Source organism: Streptomyces sp. NPDC024632 (assembly GCF_055559175.1).
In genome coordinates this window covers 186503-201602 of the sequence record NZ_JBVHLD010000013.1, presented here as the reverse complement: position 1 = coordinate 201602, position 15100 = coordinate 186503, and the positions used below count along the sequence as shown (strand labels likewise).

The following is a 15100-nucleotide window of genomic DNA, read 5'->3' as shown; positions in this document are numbered from 1 at the left end:
TGCCCGTACTGACCGCCCGCGCCTCAGCGGTCCCGGTCCCCGTCCGGCCGGTCCCCGTCCCCGTCCGGCCAGTCGCGGTCCAGGGCCTGGACGACCCGTGACGGGGACGGCCGGCCGAGGAGCGCGGTGACGCGGAGCCCCGCGCGCATCGCCGCGTCCAGGTCGACCCCGGTCTCGATGCCGAGACCGGTGAGCATCCAGAGCAGGTCCTCCGTCGCGAGGTTGCCGGTGGCGGAGCCCGCGTACGGGCAGCCGCCGATGCCGCCGACCGAGGCGTCGAAGGTCGTGACCCCGGCGAGCAGTCCCGCGTGCACGTTGGCCAGGGCCTGGCCGTAGGTGTCGTGGAAGTGCAGGGCGATCCGGTCGCGGGCCACACCCTTTTCGGCGACGGCTGCCAGGACCGCGCCCACATGGCCGGGTGTGCCGACGCCGATGGTGTCGCCGAGGCTCACCTCGTGGCACCCGGCGTCGGCCAGGGCCCGGGTGACCTCCGCGACCCGCTCCGGGCGGACCGGCCCCTCCCAGGGATCGCCGAAGACCATCGAGACGTACCCGCGGACCCGGACGCCCGCCGCCAGTGCCCGCTCGGTCACCTTTCCCGCGATCTCGACCGCCTCCGAGCGGCCCATCGCCAGATTGCGGCGCGCGAAGGTCTCGGTCGCGCTGACGAAGACCGCGACGGCCGACGCCCCGGCGTCCAGGGCGCGGTCAAGACCGCGGTCGTTCGGCACCAGGACGGGGTGTCTGCTCAGGTCCGCGCCCGCCTCCCGCAGCGCGGCGAGCACGTCGGCGGCGTCCGCCAACTGCGGGATCCAGCGCGGGGAGACGAAGCTGGTCGCCTCGACCACGGGCAGCCCGGCGGCGGTCAGGTCGCGGATCAGCCGGACCTTGGCCGCGGTGGGCACCCGCGCCTTCTCTGCCTGGAGCCCGTCGCGGGCCCCGACCTCGTAGACCGTCACCCGGTCCGGCAGTCCTGGCGACCGGTGGGCGACGGGCAGTCCGAGCGCGGCCGGTGACCGGGTCACGGCCGGTCCCGCAGTTCGGCCAGGATTCGCTCGGCGACGTCCGCGCGTACGGACCTGTCCGCGACCATCCGCGCGACGACCGTGTCGATCTCGGCGCCGGTGGCCCCCGCGGTCACGGCCACATTGCGCGCGTGCAGCGACATGTGGCCGCGCTGGATGCCCTCGGTGGCCAGCGCCCGCACCGCCGCGGCGTTCTGGGCCAGTCCGACGGCCACGATGATCTCGGCCAGCTCGCTCGCCGTCTCCACCCCGAGCAGTGTGACGTTGGCCCGCGCCACGGGGTGCACCTTGGTGGCGCCGCCGACCAGTCCGACCGGCATGGGCAGCTCCAGCGTGCCGACCAGGTCGCCGTCGGCGTTCTTCTCGAAGCGCGACATCGCGGTGTAGCGGCCGTCAGGACCGACCGCGTGGGAGTGCGCGCCCGCCTCGACCGCGCGGGTGTCGTTGCCGGTCGCCAGGACGACGGCGGTGACGCCGTTCATGATGCCCTTGTTGTGGGTGGCGGCGCGGTAGGGGTCGGCGACGGCGAATTCGGCCGCGTCCAGCATGTTCTCCACGACGTCGGGGCCGCCGAGCAGGCCCGCGTCGAAGGTCGCCGAGACGCGGGTGAGGCGCAGGTCGGCCTTGTTGGTGAGGATGCGCAGGAGGGTCCGCCCGCGGGCGATCTCGGCCGCGCGGGGGGCGATGGCCTCGGCCATGGTGTTGACCGCGTTCGCGCCCATGGCGTCGCGCACGTCGACCACGAGGTGCAGCACGACGTAGGTCTGCCGCCTGCTGGGCACCAGCCGCACGGAGATCTCGCGCGCCCCGCCGCCGAACCGGACCAGCGCGGGGTCCTGTTCGTTGGCGAGCGCGATCAGTTCCCCGGCCGCGGACAGCAGCCGCACCCGCGCGCCCGCCGGGTCGGCGACGTCGAGGATCTGCACCTGCGCCTGCATGAGCGGGACGCTGGACGAGGTTCGGAAACCGCCGTGGTCGCGGGTCATCCGGGCGAGGTTCGAGGCCGCCGCGACGACCGAGGGCTCCTCGGTCGCCATGGGGACGAGGACGTCGCGGCCGTTCACCACGAAGTTGGTCGCGATGCCGACCGGGAGGCCGAGGACACCGACGACGTTCTCGACCATGTGATCGGCCTGGCCGAGCGAGAGGCCCCGGTCCGGCGAGAGCGCGTCGAACAGGGCGAGGGGCACCTCCATGGCCTCGGCGGCGCGGGCACGGCGCTGGTCGACGGAGAGATTCCTGAAACCCGACAGACGGCTGGTCACGATGCCATGGCCTTCCTCCGGAAGCGGTCACGGGCGGGAGCGGTGGTGCCGAGGGACGCGCGGGGGCGCGTCCCTCGGGTGCTGGTCACGCTAACGACGGCGCGGAACCCCCCGCTATGGACCATCAGCACGCCGTACGGCACGCTGAGTGTGCGCAGCGCACAGCGGCCGACGGCAGAGGCCGGCGCGGCGCGCGGAGGGAGCGGTCGCGGTGGAGAGCGGAGCCGAGCGGGCGGACCGGAGTACGGCGGACGGCGGTACGGCGGAAGGCCGCGCGCGGGCGCTGGCGGTCGTCCTGGACGCGGCCGTCGGCGAACAGGCGGTGGACCCCTACCGGCTGGACGGCGCGCTCGCGGACCTCGGCGTGACCGGCGGTGCCGCGGCGGGCGCCGCGGAGCGGCTGTACCGGCTGCGGCGCGACCAACTGCGGCTGCGCCGCCGTGAGCACGAGCTGACCGCCCTGTTCTCCAGCGCCCGGGAGCTGGCCGAGGAGCGGGACGCCGACGCGCTGCTGGCCCGGCTGGTGGAGCGCGCGCACGACATGATGGACTCCGACGTCACGTATCTGTCGGAGTTCGACGCCGCCAGCCTGACGCTGCGGGTCCGCAAGACGGCGGGCTCGGTCAGCCCGCGCTTCCAGCGCCTGGTGGTGCCGCCCGGCCGCGGACTGGCCAGCCTCGTGGTCGAGACCCGCGCCGCGCAGTGGGTGACGCGCTACGAGGACGACTCCGCCGGGTGGCACGAGGACTCGCTGTCCGAGGCGGTCGCCGCCGAGGGCCTGGTCTCGCTCCTCGGCGTGCCGCTGCTCTCCGACGAGGACGTCCTGGGGGTGCTGTTCGTCGGGACCCGCGACGAGCACGCCTTCACCCCCGAGCAGGTCGCGCTGCTCTCGGCGCTCGCCAACCACGCCTCGGTGGTGCTCCAGACCGCGCAGCGGCTCCAGCGCCTCCAGCGCTCGCAGGAGGAGGCGCGCGACGCCCTGGAGCGGTTGAGGGAGCACCTGGTCGAGCGGGACCGCGCCAACGCGGTGCATCAGCAGCTCATCCGGTCCGTGCTGGAGGACAGCGACTTCTCGCCGATCGCGGAGAAGCTCGCCGAGGCCCTGGACCGCGCGGTGGCCGTCGTGGACGAGTACGGCGAGGTGATCGTGACGGCCGGGCGCGCCCTGTCCGCCGACGAACTGCGCCGCGCACCCGTCGCCGAGGCCGTCCGGGCCAGCCATGACTCGGGCCGCTGCGTCCTGGTCGAGGACGGCGGGGACATCGGGGCGGTCGCCGCCCTGACGACCGGCTCGTACTACTTCGGCGCCGTGCTGCTCGGTACGGGCGGTTTCCCGCTCAGCTCCGTCGACCTGCGGACCATCGAGCGGGGGGCGCAGGTCGGCACGCTCCTGGCCATGCAGCGGCAGGCCGTGTCCGACGCGGAGCACCGCAGGCAGGGCGAGTTGCTGGCCGATCTGCTGGACGGCTCGCCCGACCGCCGTCGCGACGCGGTGCGCCGGGCCAAGCGGTTGCGCGTCCCGGTCCAGGACCTCGACACCCTCGTGCTCTTCGCCGTGCCGGGCGAGCACCGGCCGCAGGCGACCCGTACGCTGCTCGGTCCGCTGCACAGCCGGGCGCTGGTGGGCGAGTACGGCGGCCATGTCGCCGTCGCCCTGTCGTCCCGGCAGCCCGGCGTCACGGTCCAGCGGCTCCACGACCAGCTGAGCGCGGCGCTGTCGGTGCCGGTCCTGTCGGTGAGCGCCGCCGCGTCCGGCGACCTGCCCGCGGCGGTGGTGACAGCGCAGCGCACCGTCCGGCTGCTCCAGGCGCTGGGGGCGGGCGACCTCGCGGCGCGGGCCGAGGACTACCACCCCTACGCGGCCGTCTTCGAGCCCGACCCCGCCGCCCTGACCGCGTATCTCGACACGATGGTGGGGCCGGTACGGCGCTACGACGCCGAGCACGGTACGGATCTGCTCGCCACCCTGCGCGCCTTCGTGCGCAATCAGTCGAGCCCGACCAGGACCGGCCGGGAGCTGGGCTTCCACACCAACACGATCCTCCAGCGGCTCGAACGGCTGACCCGGCTCCTGGGCGAGGGCTGGCGCGACGACGAGCTGTTCTTCCGACTGTCGCTCGCCGTCCGGCTCGACGAGATCGCCGAGCGGCTGCGCCGCCCCTAGAGCGTGTCCGTACGCACCCGGCCCCGGGCGAGTACGCGATGGTCGGCGTCCAGGGCGCGAACCAGTACGCCGTCGGCGTCCTCGCGGCCGACCAGGGTCACCGGCCGGTCGACGAACGCGGGCGAGACCGAGCGCATCGAGAACTCGCGGACCGTGCGGCCGGGCAGTGAGCGCGTCGCGAAGTCGAGCAGGAGCATGCGCATCAGGGGGCCGTGCACCAGCAGGTCGGGCAGGCCCTCGACGTCCTGCGCCCAGGCCCGGTCGTAGTGCACCCGGTGGGTGTTGAAGGTCAGCGCCGAGTACCGGAAGAGCTGCCGGCTGTCCAGGGTCGCCCGCCGCGACCAGTCCCACTGCTCGGCCTCGCCCGCGGGTACGTCGGCGGGCGAGGCGGCGGGGTCGCTCGCGGGCAGGAACACGTCGTGCCAGGTGCTCGTGACCGCGACGGCGCCGTCCACCAGGTAGCTCCGCTCGATGTCGGCGAAGACCAGCTCCCCCGCCCGGCCGCGCTTGCGGGTCACGGCGCCGAGCGCGGTGCGCTGCTCGACCGTGTCGCCGTAGCGCAGGGGCCGCAGGAAGCGGGTGTCCTCACCGGCGTACATGCGCCGGGGCAGGCCGGGGTCGGGCACCGTGCCGTCGCCGCCGGGCGAGCCGTCGGGGCGCAGGTCGGCGAAGGCCGCGTCGAAGGGGAAGTAGATCCCCTCCCAGCCCGGGGGCAGCGGCTCGCCGGGGACCGGCTCAGGGGCGCAGGGCGCGAAGGTGGAGCGATACGCGGCGGCGGGCCCGGTCAGCAACGGCTCGCGGCGGACGGTCTCCTGACCCATCGTCAGATCACCTTCGCCGCGCGCAGCTCTTCGATCCGCGCCCGGTCGTAGCCCGCGAAGCGGCGCAGCACCTCATCGGTGTGCTCCCCCACCTTGTTGGCCGGTCGCCCCGGCACGGCGGGGGTGGCGCTGAGCTTGATGGGCGAGCCGAACATCCGCAGCGCGCCCAGCGGGCCGTAGTCGGCCTCGACGATCATGTCCCGCTCGGCGGTGCCCGGGTCCTCGACGACCTCCCCGATGTCGCGGACGGCCGTCAGCGGGATGACATCGCCCGCGAGGTCTTCGAGTTCCTGCCGGGTCCGCCCGGCGAACCAGCCGGTGACCAGCGGCTTCACCCGGCGGTCGTACGTCTCCTTGTCGAACCGTTTGCGCATCGTGTCGATCTCGGGGTCCGTGGCCGCCTCCGGTGTGCCGAACAGCGCGCAACTGGCCGCCCAGAGCCTGTCCGTGTAGCCGCCGAAGAACACCTGCCCGTCGGCGCACGGGAACAGCTCGTACGGCCTGACCCAGGCGTGCTCGTTCCCGGCCGGTGCCGCGACCTTCCGGTCGACGGTGTAGTCGACGACGGCCGTCTCGGTCATGGCGACGACGCTGTCGACCTGGGCGACGTCGACCAGTTGGCCGACGCCGGTGCTCTCGGCGTGCCGCAGGGCGGCCAGGGTGCCGATGACGGCGAACATCGTGGCCGACAGGTCCCCGATGGTGACGCCCACCCGCACCGGCGGGGTGTCGGGGTAGCCGTTCATCGACCACAGGCCGCCCGCGGCCTGCGCGGTGCTGTCGAAGGCCGGACGGCGGCGACGGCTGCCCGTCTGGCCGTAGCCGGAGATGGCCGTGTACACCAGGCGGGGGTTGATCCCGGCCAGCACCTCGTAGCCCAGGCCGAGCTTGTCCATGGTGCCGGGCCGGAAGTTCTCGACGAGGACGTCGGCGTGGGCGACCAGGTCCTTGAGGGCCTGCTTGCCTTCGTCACGGGCCAGGTCGAGGCAGACACCGAGCTTGCCGCGGTTGTACTGGCCGTAGTACCCGCTGAACTCCTCGTCGCCCGAGCGCAGGTACGGCGGGAAGCCGCGCGAGACATCGGGATTCGCGGGGTTCTCGACCTTGATGACGGTCGCGCCGAGGTCGGCCAGCGTCTGCGCGGCGTACGGTCCCGCCAGGACGTGGGACAGGTCGACGACGACCACTCCGGTCAGTGCGGCCCTGCCGTCGGCGCCGGTCTCCGGCTGGTCCCTGTGCATAGCGCACCCCTGCCTCTTCGTTCTCGTCGGCTCCGCCGCGTGGACACGGCCCGCGTGCCGTATGTCTGTTTCCGCCTCTGCGCCGCACGATAGCCGTGGCGCCGACCGGCGGCGATGGGCCCACCGTCCATCACCACCGCCGGATCCTGGGCCCTCGTCACTGCCGTCCCGTGGACGGCGGAACCCGCTTACGCCAGCGCCCGCAGGACGTCGGCGAGCTGGGCGACGCCCCAGGACAGCTCGCTCGGCTCGATCACCAGGGGAGGCGAGAGCCGCACGGTGGAGCCGTGGGTGTCCTTCGCGAGCACACCGCGCCGGGCCAGTTCCTCGCAGACGGTACGGCCGGTGGCGAGCGCGGGGTCGACGTCGATCCCCGCCCACAGCCCGATGGTCCGGACCGAGACCAGCCCCTGGCCGACCAACGGCGTCAGCTCGTCGCGCAGTCGCGCCCCCAGGGTCCGGGCGCGCTCCTGGTACTCCCCGGTCCTCAGCAGGCCGACGACGGCGGTCCCGATCCGGCAGGCCAGCGGGTTGCCGCCGAAGGTCGAGCCGTGCTGCCCCGGGCGCAGGACACCGAGGATGCCGCTGTCGGCGACCACCGCGGACGCGGGGACGATGCCGCCGCCGAGCGCCTTGCCCAGGATGTAGACGTCGGGCGTCACTCCGACGTGGTCGCAGGCGAAGGTCTCCCCCGTGCGCCCCAGGCCCGACTGGATCTCGTCGGCGAGGAACAGGACGCCCCGCTCGTCACAGATCCGGCGCACCGCGGGCAGATAGCCCGCGTCGGGGATGATCACACCGGCCTCGCCCTGCACCGGCTCCAGCAGCACGGCGGCGGTGTCGGGGGTGATCGCCGCCTCCAGGGCCGCGGCGTCGTTGTAGGGCACCGTCACGAAGCCCGGGGTGAACGGTCCGAATCCGTTCCTGGCGTCGGGGTCGTCGGAGAAGCCGACCACGGTGGTCGTCCGGCCGTGGAAGTTGCCGGAGGCCACGATGATCTCGGCCCGGTTCTCGCGGACGCCCTTGACCTCGTAGGCCCACTTCCTGGCGACCTTGATGGCGGTCTCGACGGCCTCCCCGCCGGTGTTCATCGGCACCATCATGTCCTTGCCGGCCAGGTCGCAGAGGGCCGCGGCGTACCGCTCCATCTCGGTGTGGTCGTAGGCGCGGCTGATCAGGGTCATGGCCGCGAGCTGGTCGTGGGCCGCCGCGAGCAGGGTGGGGTTGCCGTGGCCGAAGTTCATCGCGGAGTAGGCGCTGAGCATGTCGAGGAAGCGGCTGCCCGAGGCGTCCGTGACCCAGACGCCCCGTGCGGACTCGGCCCGCACCGGAAGGGGCGCGTAGTTGTTGGCGAGACGGCTCACCCGACGGCGCGGAACGGTGGTTTCTGCGTGCACATTGTCCTCCTTGAACGTTTGTTTCGAACGTGTCGGGGTGTGGAACGTGTCGGGGGACGCGGACGCCCTGGTCCGTGTCCTGGCGGGCTCCATCGCGGAGTCGGAGGACACCATCGAGCAGATCCGCCGCACCGACCGGCTCTACCGGACCCGGAGCGCGATCGTCCTCTCGCGCCTGTTCGAGCGCGCGCTCGGCTGAGCGGTCACCGCGGGCGCGGCGCCCCTCGGCCCGCGAGGCGGCGCCATGCCAGTTCCGCCAGGAGCGCCGCGTGTTCGTCGAGGCGGGAGTCGTCGAAGACCGCCCGATCGGAGTGCATCGGACCGCTCGTACCGTCCTCGGGCCGTACGCCGAGGAAGACCAGCGTGCCGGGCACCTTTTCAAGGACGTATGCGAAGTCCTCCGAGGCCATGCCGGGGAACGGCAGGCGCACCACCCGGTCGCCGTAGCGCTCGTCGAGCACCGCGAGCACCCGCTCGGTCTCTGCCGGGTCGTTGACCGTCACCGGGTACGACTCGACGTACTCGGTGTCGACCGCGCAGCCGTGCGCCTCGCCGAGCGCGACGGCCAGCGCCGGGAGTTCGTCACGCACCAGCGCGAGCGTCGCGGGTGACAGGGCGCGGATGTTCGCCTCCAGGCTGACGGAGGCGGCGAGGACGTTGCCCGCGGCGGAGTCGGAGGAGACACGGGTCACCGAGACCACGGCCGGGTCGGCGACCGGTATCCGGCGCGCCACGAAGGACTGCGTCGCGAGGATGATCTCGGCCGCCACCGGGACCGGGTCGAACCCGTGGTGGGGGTAGGCGGCGTGGCCCCCGGTCCCGGTCACCCGGATGTGCAGCGCGCTGACGCTCGACATCATCGGACCCGGCCGGGTGACCGCCCGGCCCTTCGGCGTCACGCAGTCGACATGGACGGCGTACGCGGCGACCGGGCGCTCGCCCGCCGCGTCCAGGACGCCTTCCTCGATCATCAGCCGACCGCCCGCGTATCCCTCCTCGCCGGGCTGGAACATGAACACGACGGTGCCGGGCAGCTGCGCGCGGCGGGCCGCGAGGAGCCGGGCGGCGCCGACCAGGCCCGCCATGTGCAGGTCGTGGCCGCAGGCGTGCATGGCGCCGTTGGCCGCCGCGAACGGCAGGCCGGTGGCCTCCAGGACCGGCAGGGCGTCCATGTCGGAGCGCAGCAGGACGACGGGGCCCGGCCGGCCGCCGCGCAGCACGGCCGTCACCGACGTCAGACCGTCCCCGGTGGTGATCTCCAGGCCGAGGCCGTCCAGCGCGGTGAGGACCGCCGCCTGCGTCCGGGGCAGGTCGAGGCCGACCTCGGGGTGGGCGTGCAGTGCGCGGCGCAGCGCCACAAGGTCGGCGAGCGCCGCGTCACCCGTGGTGAACCCCGTCACCGCGCCGCGGCCCGTTCGCCGAGCCGCGCCAGCGGTCCCGCGGCCTTGACCGACACTTCCACGGTCGGCCGGTCGCTGTAGGGAACGGGGGTCTCCAGCACGTCGACGACGGCCACTTCCAGCGGGTCGGCGCCCGCCTGGATCGCCTTGGCGATCGCCGCCTCCGACGCCTGGGCGATGGCCGCCTCCCGGTCCTCCAGCGGGCTGATCTGGTCGGCGCGGCCTCCGGCGAGCGAGATCGCGGCGCCCACCGCGTTCGCCACGTCGCCGTGGTCGGGCCGCACGATGGGACCGGCGCCCGGCAGGTCGTCGGGTACGAGGAAGCCGCCGCCGCCGACCACCACGAGCGGCAGGTCGGCGCGGCCGAGGGAGAGCCGTTCCACGGCTTCCTCGATCAGCACGTGCGCGCGCTCCAGGGCGGCGCGCAGCGCCTGCTCGTTGGCGGCCGTCTGGGCGGGGAGGGTCCGTCCGGCGATCGAGGCGCCCGCGAGGGCCGCCGCGTCGGTCAGGGTCGGCGTCCGGCCGCCGAAGAGCAGGCCCTCCGTCGCGATCCGGTAGCCCACCGAGCCCGGTCCGACGGCGCCGGTCACCGGGTCGATGGTCGTACCGCCGCCCACGCCGAGGCTGAGGATGTCGGGCATCCGGAAGTTGGTCCGTACGCCGCCGATCTCGCGGGGCAGCGTGGACTCGCGGGGGAATCCGTTCACCACGACGCCCAGGTCCGAGGTGGTGCCGCCGACGTCGATGACGATCGCGTTGGTGGCGCCGGAGAGGTAGGCCGCGCCGCGGATGGAGTTCGCGGGGCCGGAGCCGATGGTGAGCACCGGGTACTGGGCCGCGTAGTCCAGCGACATCAGCGTGCCGTCGTTCTGCGCGAAGAAGGTGACGGCGTCGAGCCCTTCCTCGTCGACGACCGTCACCAGGGCCTCGGTGACCGAGCGGGCCACGCTGTGCAGCGCCGCGTTGAGGACGGTGGCGTTCTCCCGCTCCAGCAGACCGGTGGGACCGATGTCGTGGCTGAGGAAGACGCGCGCGTCGGGGCCGAGGTGGGCGCGGAGCAGTTCGGCGACCTCGAGTTCCTGGTCCGGCATCGAGGGGCTGAAGATGCCGGTCACGGCGACGGCGTCGAAGTGGTCGAGGCCGTCGAGGAAGCGCAGGATGGCGTCCCGGTCCAGCGGCGCGATCGGCGTGCCGTCGACCATGTGGCCGCCGCCGACCATCGCGGACCCGGCCAGGATGAGCCCGGCGAGATCGCCCGGCCAGCCGAGCAGCGGCGGGTACTCGGTCGCCGCCGGGGCGCCGAGCCGGATGGTCGCCACCCGGTCGAGCTGCCGCCGGGCGACGATCGCGTTGGTGGCGTGCGTGGTGCCGAGCATGACCCGTGAGACCCGTGACCGGTCCTCGCCGAGCGCTGTGAGCACATGGGCGATTCCGGCCCTGATGCCGCCGGTGACGTCGTCGGTCGTCGCCTGCTTGGTGTGGGCGAGCACGGTGCCGGTGCTGTCGATGGCGACGGCGTCGGTGTTGGTGCCGCCGACGTCGACGCCGATGGAGAGATCGCGCGTGGCCGTCATCGGGTGCTTCCTTCGAAGGGGGTGTAGGTCAGCTCGTATCCGAACGCCCGCGGTCCGGCCAGTTCCAGGCCGCGCGGGGTCCGCCAGATCGGGTCGCAGGCCCAGGCGAGTACGGAGACGCGCTGGCCGTACCGCAGCATCTCGGTGGTGATCGCGTGGCCGGTCTCGGCGTCGATGATGGTGACGTTGTCGGGGACGCTCACGAGCACTTCGCCGTCCTCCAGGACGACCAGGTTCTCGTTCTGGATCTCCAGGCGCTGGAGCCTGCCGCGGTCGGTGCCCGTACCGGCGATCGTCACGGAGCCGCGGGAGAAACCGCCGACGGTGCGGCGGTCGAGGTCGGTGATCTTGCCGGTGAGCAGGATCGAGCCGCCGAGCTCCGCGGCCACGGCGGCGACCGGCTCGGGTGAGGAGAGCAGGGCGTGGCCGACGCGGATGGCGGCGCTGACCGTGCCCTCGACGACGGCGCCCTTGGCCGTCTCGGCCGTGAGGGGGTAGTGCACGCCGAGGCAGATGGAGCCGCTGGCGACGGTGAGGGCGCGCGCGTGCCGCTCCAGCCAGTGCAGGTCGACGGTCTTGAGCACCGAGACGTTGCCGACCACGTCGCTCAGGACGGAGAAGTCGCACGGGACTCCGGCGACGTTCATGGCGACCATCGCCGCGTCGGGGAAGGCCCGGCCCATGCCGTCGGCGTCGAGCAGCTTCAGCCCGAGGCGGGAGGCCCAGCCCACCGGCCCGACGCCGTTGCTGCCGCCGATCTCCGCGGCCATGAGGGCGGTGATGGGGCGGCCGGCGACGGCCTCTGCCTCGCGGACGAGGAGGTCGACCTGGCGGTTGGAGGAGAGCATCTCGATGCCCACGGTGGGGGCACCGATGCCCGACATGAGGATCACCAGGTCGTCGGGGCCGAGATCGTCGACGGTGACCAGGGGCACCGGGCCGTTCGCGCGGAGCGCTTCCTCGGCGACGATCTGCGAGGTGTAGACCGCCCCGCCGCCCCCGGTGCCGAAGATCGCTGTGCCCGCGGCCAGCGCCGCGACGTCTGAGGCCGCGACGGCGGAGGCCCTGTGAGGGGCGGGCGCGTCGAGGGGTGTGTGAACCATGGGCCTCACGATATGGCGGCGCCCTGACCGCACCTATGGCCCGAGAGTCCAGAGAATCGCGTCATACTGTGCTGATGGCACAACTGACCGTCTCCGACCTCGCCGCCCAGGGCGACCGCCTCGGCATCCGGCACCGCGCCGGGCCCGCGGACGGGCGCGCCGTCGTACGGGTGGACGTCTCGCCGCTCGACCTGCTGGGCACCGTGCCCGCCGGAACCCTCGTCATCGTTCCCGGCACCGAGCACCCGCCGCCGTACCGGCTGGACGTGGCGCTGCGTCAGGCGAGCGCGCGCGAGGTCGCGGGGCTCGTGTTCACGACCGAGCTGACCCTGCCCGACACCGCAAGGGTGCTCGCCGACCGCGGCGGTGTGCCGGTCTTCGCCGCTCCCGGCGCGCGGTCGGCCGATCTGGCCCTCGTGGTCGACCGGCTGCTGTCGGGCGGCGCGTCCGAGGCGATCATGCGGGCGACGCACGCCATCGAGAAGGCCACCGAGGCCGCGGCGGGACCGGACGGGACGCCCGAGCACATCCTCGCCGAGGCCAACCGCATGCTCGGCTCGGAGCTCGCCGTGGTGGAGGACGCCACCGTGACCTGGTCGGCGGCCGACGCGGTCTGCGTCGGCGAGGTGCCGATCGGGCGGCTCGTCGGGAACCGGTCGGACCCGGCGATGCCCATCGCCCTGCCCGTCGTCGCCTCGCTGCTGTCGCGGGCCGCACAGCGCCAGATCAGCGACCGTTTCGCGCCCACCCAGTCGCGTTCGGACCTCATCGTCGAGCTGGTGCTCGCCGAGTCCCACCGGGTCGAGGGCTTCGTCGGCCAGGCCGCGATGCTCGGGCTCCCCCTCCAGCTCTCGCACGTCGCGGCCTGGCTGATCCCGACCGGCCTCGACAACCCCGAGGCGCGGGCTCCGCGCAGCGTGCAGCCCGCGCTTGAGCTGTTCGCGCTCCAACTGGTCGACGGCCGGGACGAGATGTGGCACGTCGCGTTCGTCCAGGACGACCTGCTCCTGGTCAGCACCGAGGAGCACGGCGCGGGCGACCACCAGCGGCGGCTGCGGGAGGTGGCCGTCCGGCTCCAGGAGTACGCGCGCGGCCTGACCGGGCACGGGTGGGAGTACACGCTCGGCCTCGGCACCCCGCAGACGGGCGCGGCGGGGCTGCGTTCGTCCGCCGCGGAGGCGCGGATCGCCGCCGGTTCCGCGATCGCGGCCGGGCGCCTCGGCAGCGTCGAACTGACGGACGTGACGGGCCTGCGCCGGGTGCTGCTCGACGTGTACGCCTCCCCGACCAGCCGCAGCCTGCTGGCGGACATCCTGCTGCCGCTGGACGCGCTCGGACCCGAGCGGGCGCACATCTCGGTGCAGACGCTGCTCGCCTACCTGTCGCACCGCAACTCCCTGGCCCACGCGGGCCGCGAGCTGAATCTGCACCCCAACGCCGTCGGCTACCGGCTCAAGCGGGTCCGCGACACGCTCCAGCTCGACCTCGACGACCCGGACACGCGCTTCGCGGTCGAACTCGCCTGCCGGGTGCGGCTGCTCGGCGCCAGCCGCCGCTGAGCGACGGCGCCGGGCACGGCGCGGTCAGTCGCGCACGGCGCGCATCCGCGCGGCAAGGCCGGGGTTCGCGTACGGGCCGTCCCCGTCGAGCGCCGCGAGGATGCGCGCGACAACCGGTTCTGGCTTGTCCTGGCTCATCTTCTCCTTGGTGACCGCGCGGGTGACCCGCATGCGGAAGCCGACCGTGCCGTGCACGATGCGCTGCGCGTAGGCGGCGTTCTCCGCCGTGCCGCGCATCAGGAACGGGTTGGGCACCGGCGCCTCGAAGTGGGCCACGAGCCGGTCGAGGACGGCCAGATTCTCCTCGTCGGAGAGGATGTCGGGCACGCCGTACAGGTGCGCGGTGGCGAAGTTCCAGGTGGGTACGGCGGTGGGCAGGTCGTACCAGCTCGGCGAGATGTAGCCGCTGGGGCCGTAGACGACCACGCACAGCTCCTGGGTGCCGAGCCGGTGCAGCGCCTCGTCGGGGCGGCCGACATGGCTGACCAGCACCAGTTCGCCGGGGGCCGTGGAGTCTTCTGGGGCCCCGGACTCCTCGGGCTCCTCGATCAGGAACGGGTAGTGCGAGACGACGGGCCCCGCGCCGTCGGCGCCGTTGGACACCATGGTCGCCCAGGGGTGTCCGCGCAGCAGGTCCGCGGCCCAGGCGAGGCCGCCGCCGGTGTACTCGGGGGTCTCACGCATGGTCGCTCCGCTCCGCTCGCGCCGCCGTGCGCGCGAACGCGCGGACGAAGTCGGGCCACAGCTCGCGCGGGATGTCGTGGCCCATCTCCTCGTAGAGGTGCACCTCGGCCCGCGGCATGATCTCCGCGAAGGCCAGCGCGGCCCGCCAGTGCAGTGACTGGTCGCCGCGCCCGTGGATGACCAGCGTCGGCACCGTGACCTCGCGCAGGTCGTCGCGGCGCTCCAACGGGCCGCGCAGCATGGCGTTCCACTGCCGCACCAGGCCGTCGGGCCGGTAGACCCGGTCGTAGTAGCGGGCGCCGAGGGCGGCCGACTCCTCGGCGTCGAAGGGGAAGCCCGGCGACTGGTAGTTCCGCTGGCCGCCGACGAACATCTCGATGTAGGCCGCGCGGTCCAGCCGTTCGGGCGCCCGCGACACCGGCCGACCGTCCCCGTGCGTCCCGACCAGGAACTCCGGCTCGCTCGACGGCGAGGTCGACATCAGGCCCAGGCTCGCGACCCGTCCGGGGTGCTCGATCGCGACCAACTGCGCGATGTAGCCGCCCATCGACATACCGGCCAGGTGAGCCCGGCCGATGCCGAGGTGGTCAAGGAGCGCGACGACGTCGTCGGCCATGTCGGAGAGGTCGTACGTGGCGGCGAACTCGTCGGGTCCGCCGGTCTGCTGGGAGAGCCCGACGTCCCGGTTGTCCGGGCGTACGACGTAGAAGCCCGCGCCGGCCAACATCGCCACGAACGCGTCGTGCCAGCCGATGAGTTGGGCGCCGCCGCCGTGCACGAGCACCAGCGGACGCCCGGCCGGGTCGCCGTCGGTCTCGTAATGGACCTCGATGCCGGCGGGTGTGATGAGGGTGGGCATCGGATCTC

13 protein-coding genes are annotated in these 15100 nt (G+C 73.6%); 3 read left to right on the top strand and 10 right to left on the bottom strand.

The features are described from left to right. Positions 1 to 23 precede the first annotated feature (23 nt). Entirely contained in the window at positions 24 to 1025 is a 1002-nt protein-coding gene (locus tag ACZ37P_RS26545; RefSeq protein ID WP_467348947.1) for a hydroxymethylglutaryl-CoA lyase, read from the bottom strand. Beyond that, a complete protein-coding gene (locus tag ACZ37P_RS26540) occupies positions 1022 to 2290 on the bottom strand; it encodes a hydroxymethylglutaryl-CoA reductase, degradative (RefSeq protein WP_467348946.1) in 1269 nt (422 codons plus the stop codon). Before ACZ37P_RS26540 ends, ACZ37P_RS26545 begins: the two co-directional genes overlap by 4 nt. A 211-nt stretch (positions 2291 to 2501) precedes the next feature. On the opposite strand from ACZ37P_RS26540, the gene ACZ37P_RS26535 reads away from it, so the two are divergent. After that, complete coding sequence (locus tag ACZ37P_RS26535) at positions 2502 to 4454, top strand: helix-turn-helix domain-containing protein (RefSeq protein WP_467348944.1); 1953 nt, start codon at positions 2502 to 2504, stop codon at positions 4452 to 4454. Here the strand turns inward: ACZ37P_RS26535 and ACZ37P_RS26530 are convergent. The 3 genes from ACZ37P_RS26530 to rocD form a co-directional block, all read right to left on the bottom strand. After that, positions 4451 to 5275: an HTD2 family dehydratase gene (locus ACZ37P_RS26530; protein ID WP_467348942.1), complete on the bottom strand. Its 825-nt coding sequence runs from the start codon at positions 5273 to 5275 to the stop codon at positions 4451 to 4453. The genes ACZ37P_RS26535 and ACZ37P_RS26530 overlap by 4 nt on opposite strands. Positions 5276 to 5277: 2 nt before the next feature. Next, entirely contained in the window at positions 5278 to 6516 is a 1239-nt protein-coding gene (locus ACZ37P_RS26525; RefSeq protein ID WP_391046371.1) for a CaiB/BaiF CoA transferase family protein, read from the bottom strand. Positions 6517 to 6704: 188 nt separating this feature from the next. Beyond that, positions 6705 to 7913 carry an ornithine--oxo-acid transaminase gene (rocD, locus tag ACZ37P_RS26520; RefSeq protein WP_467348940.1) on the bottom strand — a complete coding sequence of 403 codons (1209 nt, stop codon included), beginning with the start codon at positions 7911 to 7913 and terminating at the stop codon, positions 6705 to 6707. Positions 7914 to 7923: 10 nt separating this feature from the next. Between rocD and ACZ37P_RS26515 the strand changes: the two genes are divergently transcribed. Beyond that, a complete protein-coding gene (locus ACZ37P_RS26515) occupies positions 7924 to 8112 on the top strand; it encodes an Lrp/AsnC ligand binding domain-containing protein (protein ID WP_355332819.1) in 189 nt (62 codons plus the stop codon). 4 nt (positions 8113 to 8116) lie between these two features. Here the strand turns inward: ACZ37P_RS26515 and ACZ37P_RS26510 are convergent, their stop codons facing one another. The 3 genes from ACZ37P_RS26510 to ACZ37P_RS26500 are packed head-to-tail and all read right to left on the bottom strand — an operon-like array spanning position 8117 to position 11990. Further along, on the bottom strand, positions 8117 to 9313 hold the full coding sequence (locus ACZ37P_RS26510) for a M20 metallopeptidase family protein (protein ID WP_467348938.1): 1197 nt from the start codon (positions 9311 to 9313) through the stop codon (positions 8117 to 8119). Continuing rightward, a complete protein-coding gene (locus tag ACZ37P_RS26505; RefSeq protein ID WP_401721273.1) occupies positions 9310 to 10887 on the bottom strand; it encodes a hydantoinase/oxoprolinase N-terminal domain-containing protein in 1578 nt (525 codons plus the stop codon). The genes ACZ37P_RS26510 and ACZ37P_RS26505 overlap by 4 nt, the downstream gene beginning before the upstream one ends. Further along, positions 10884 to 11990 carry a DUF917 domain-containing protein gene (locus ACZ37P_RS26500; protein ID WP_391046362.1) on the bottom strand — a complete coding sequence of 369 codons (1107 nt, stop codon included), beginning with the start codon at positions 11988 to 11990 and terminating at the stop codon, positions 10884 to 10886. The genes ACZ37P_RS26505 and ACZ37P_RS26500 overlap by 4 nt, the downstream gene beginning before the upstream one ends. 74 nt (positions 11991 to 12064) lie before the next feature. On the opposite strand from ACZ37P_RS26500, the gene ACZ37P_RS26495 reads away from it, so the two are divergent. Then, positions 12065 to 13549, top strand: coding sequence for a PucR family transcriptional regulator (locus ACZ37P_RS26495; RefSeq protein ID WP_467348936.1), 1485 nt, complete (start codon positions 12065 to 12067; stop codon positions 13547 to 13549). Positions 13550 to 13573: 24 nt separating this feature from the next. Here the strand turns inward: ACZ37P_RS26495 and ACZ37P_RS26490 are convergent, their stop codons facing one another. Both ACZ37P_RS26490 and ACZ37P_RS26485 read right to left on the bottom strand, forming a co-directional pair. Beyond that, positions 13574 to 14233, bottom strand: coding sequence for an FMN-binding negative transcriptional regulator (locus ACZ37P_RS26490; RefSeq protein WP_402712399.1), 660 nt, complete (start codon positions 14231 to 14233; stop codon positions 13574 to 13576). Further along, complete coding sequence (locus ACZ37P_RS26485; protein WP_467348934.1) at positions 14226 to 15092, bottom strand: alpha/beta fold hydrolase; 867 nt, start codon at positions 15090 to 15092, stop codon at positions 14226 to 14228. Before ACZ37P_RS26485 ends, ACZ37P_RS26490 begins: the two co-directional genes overlap by 8 nt. Between the last annotated feature and the right edge of the window lie 8 nt (positions 15093 to 15100).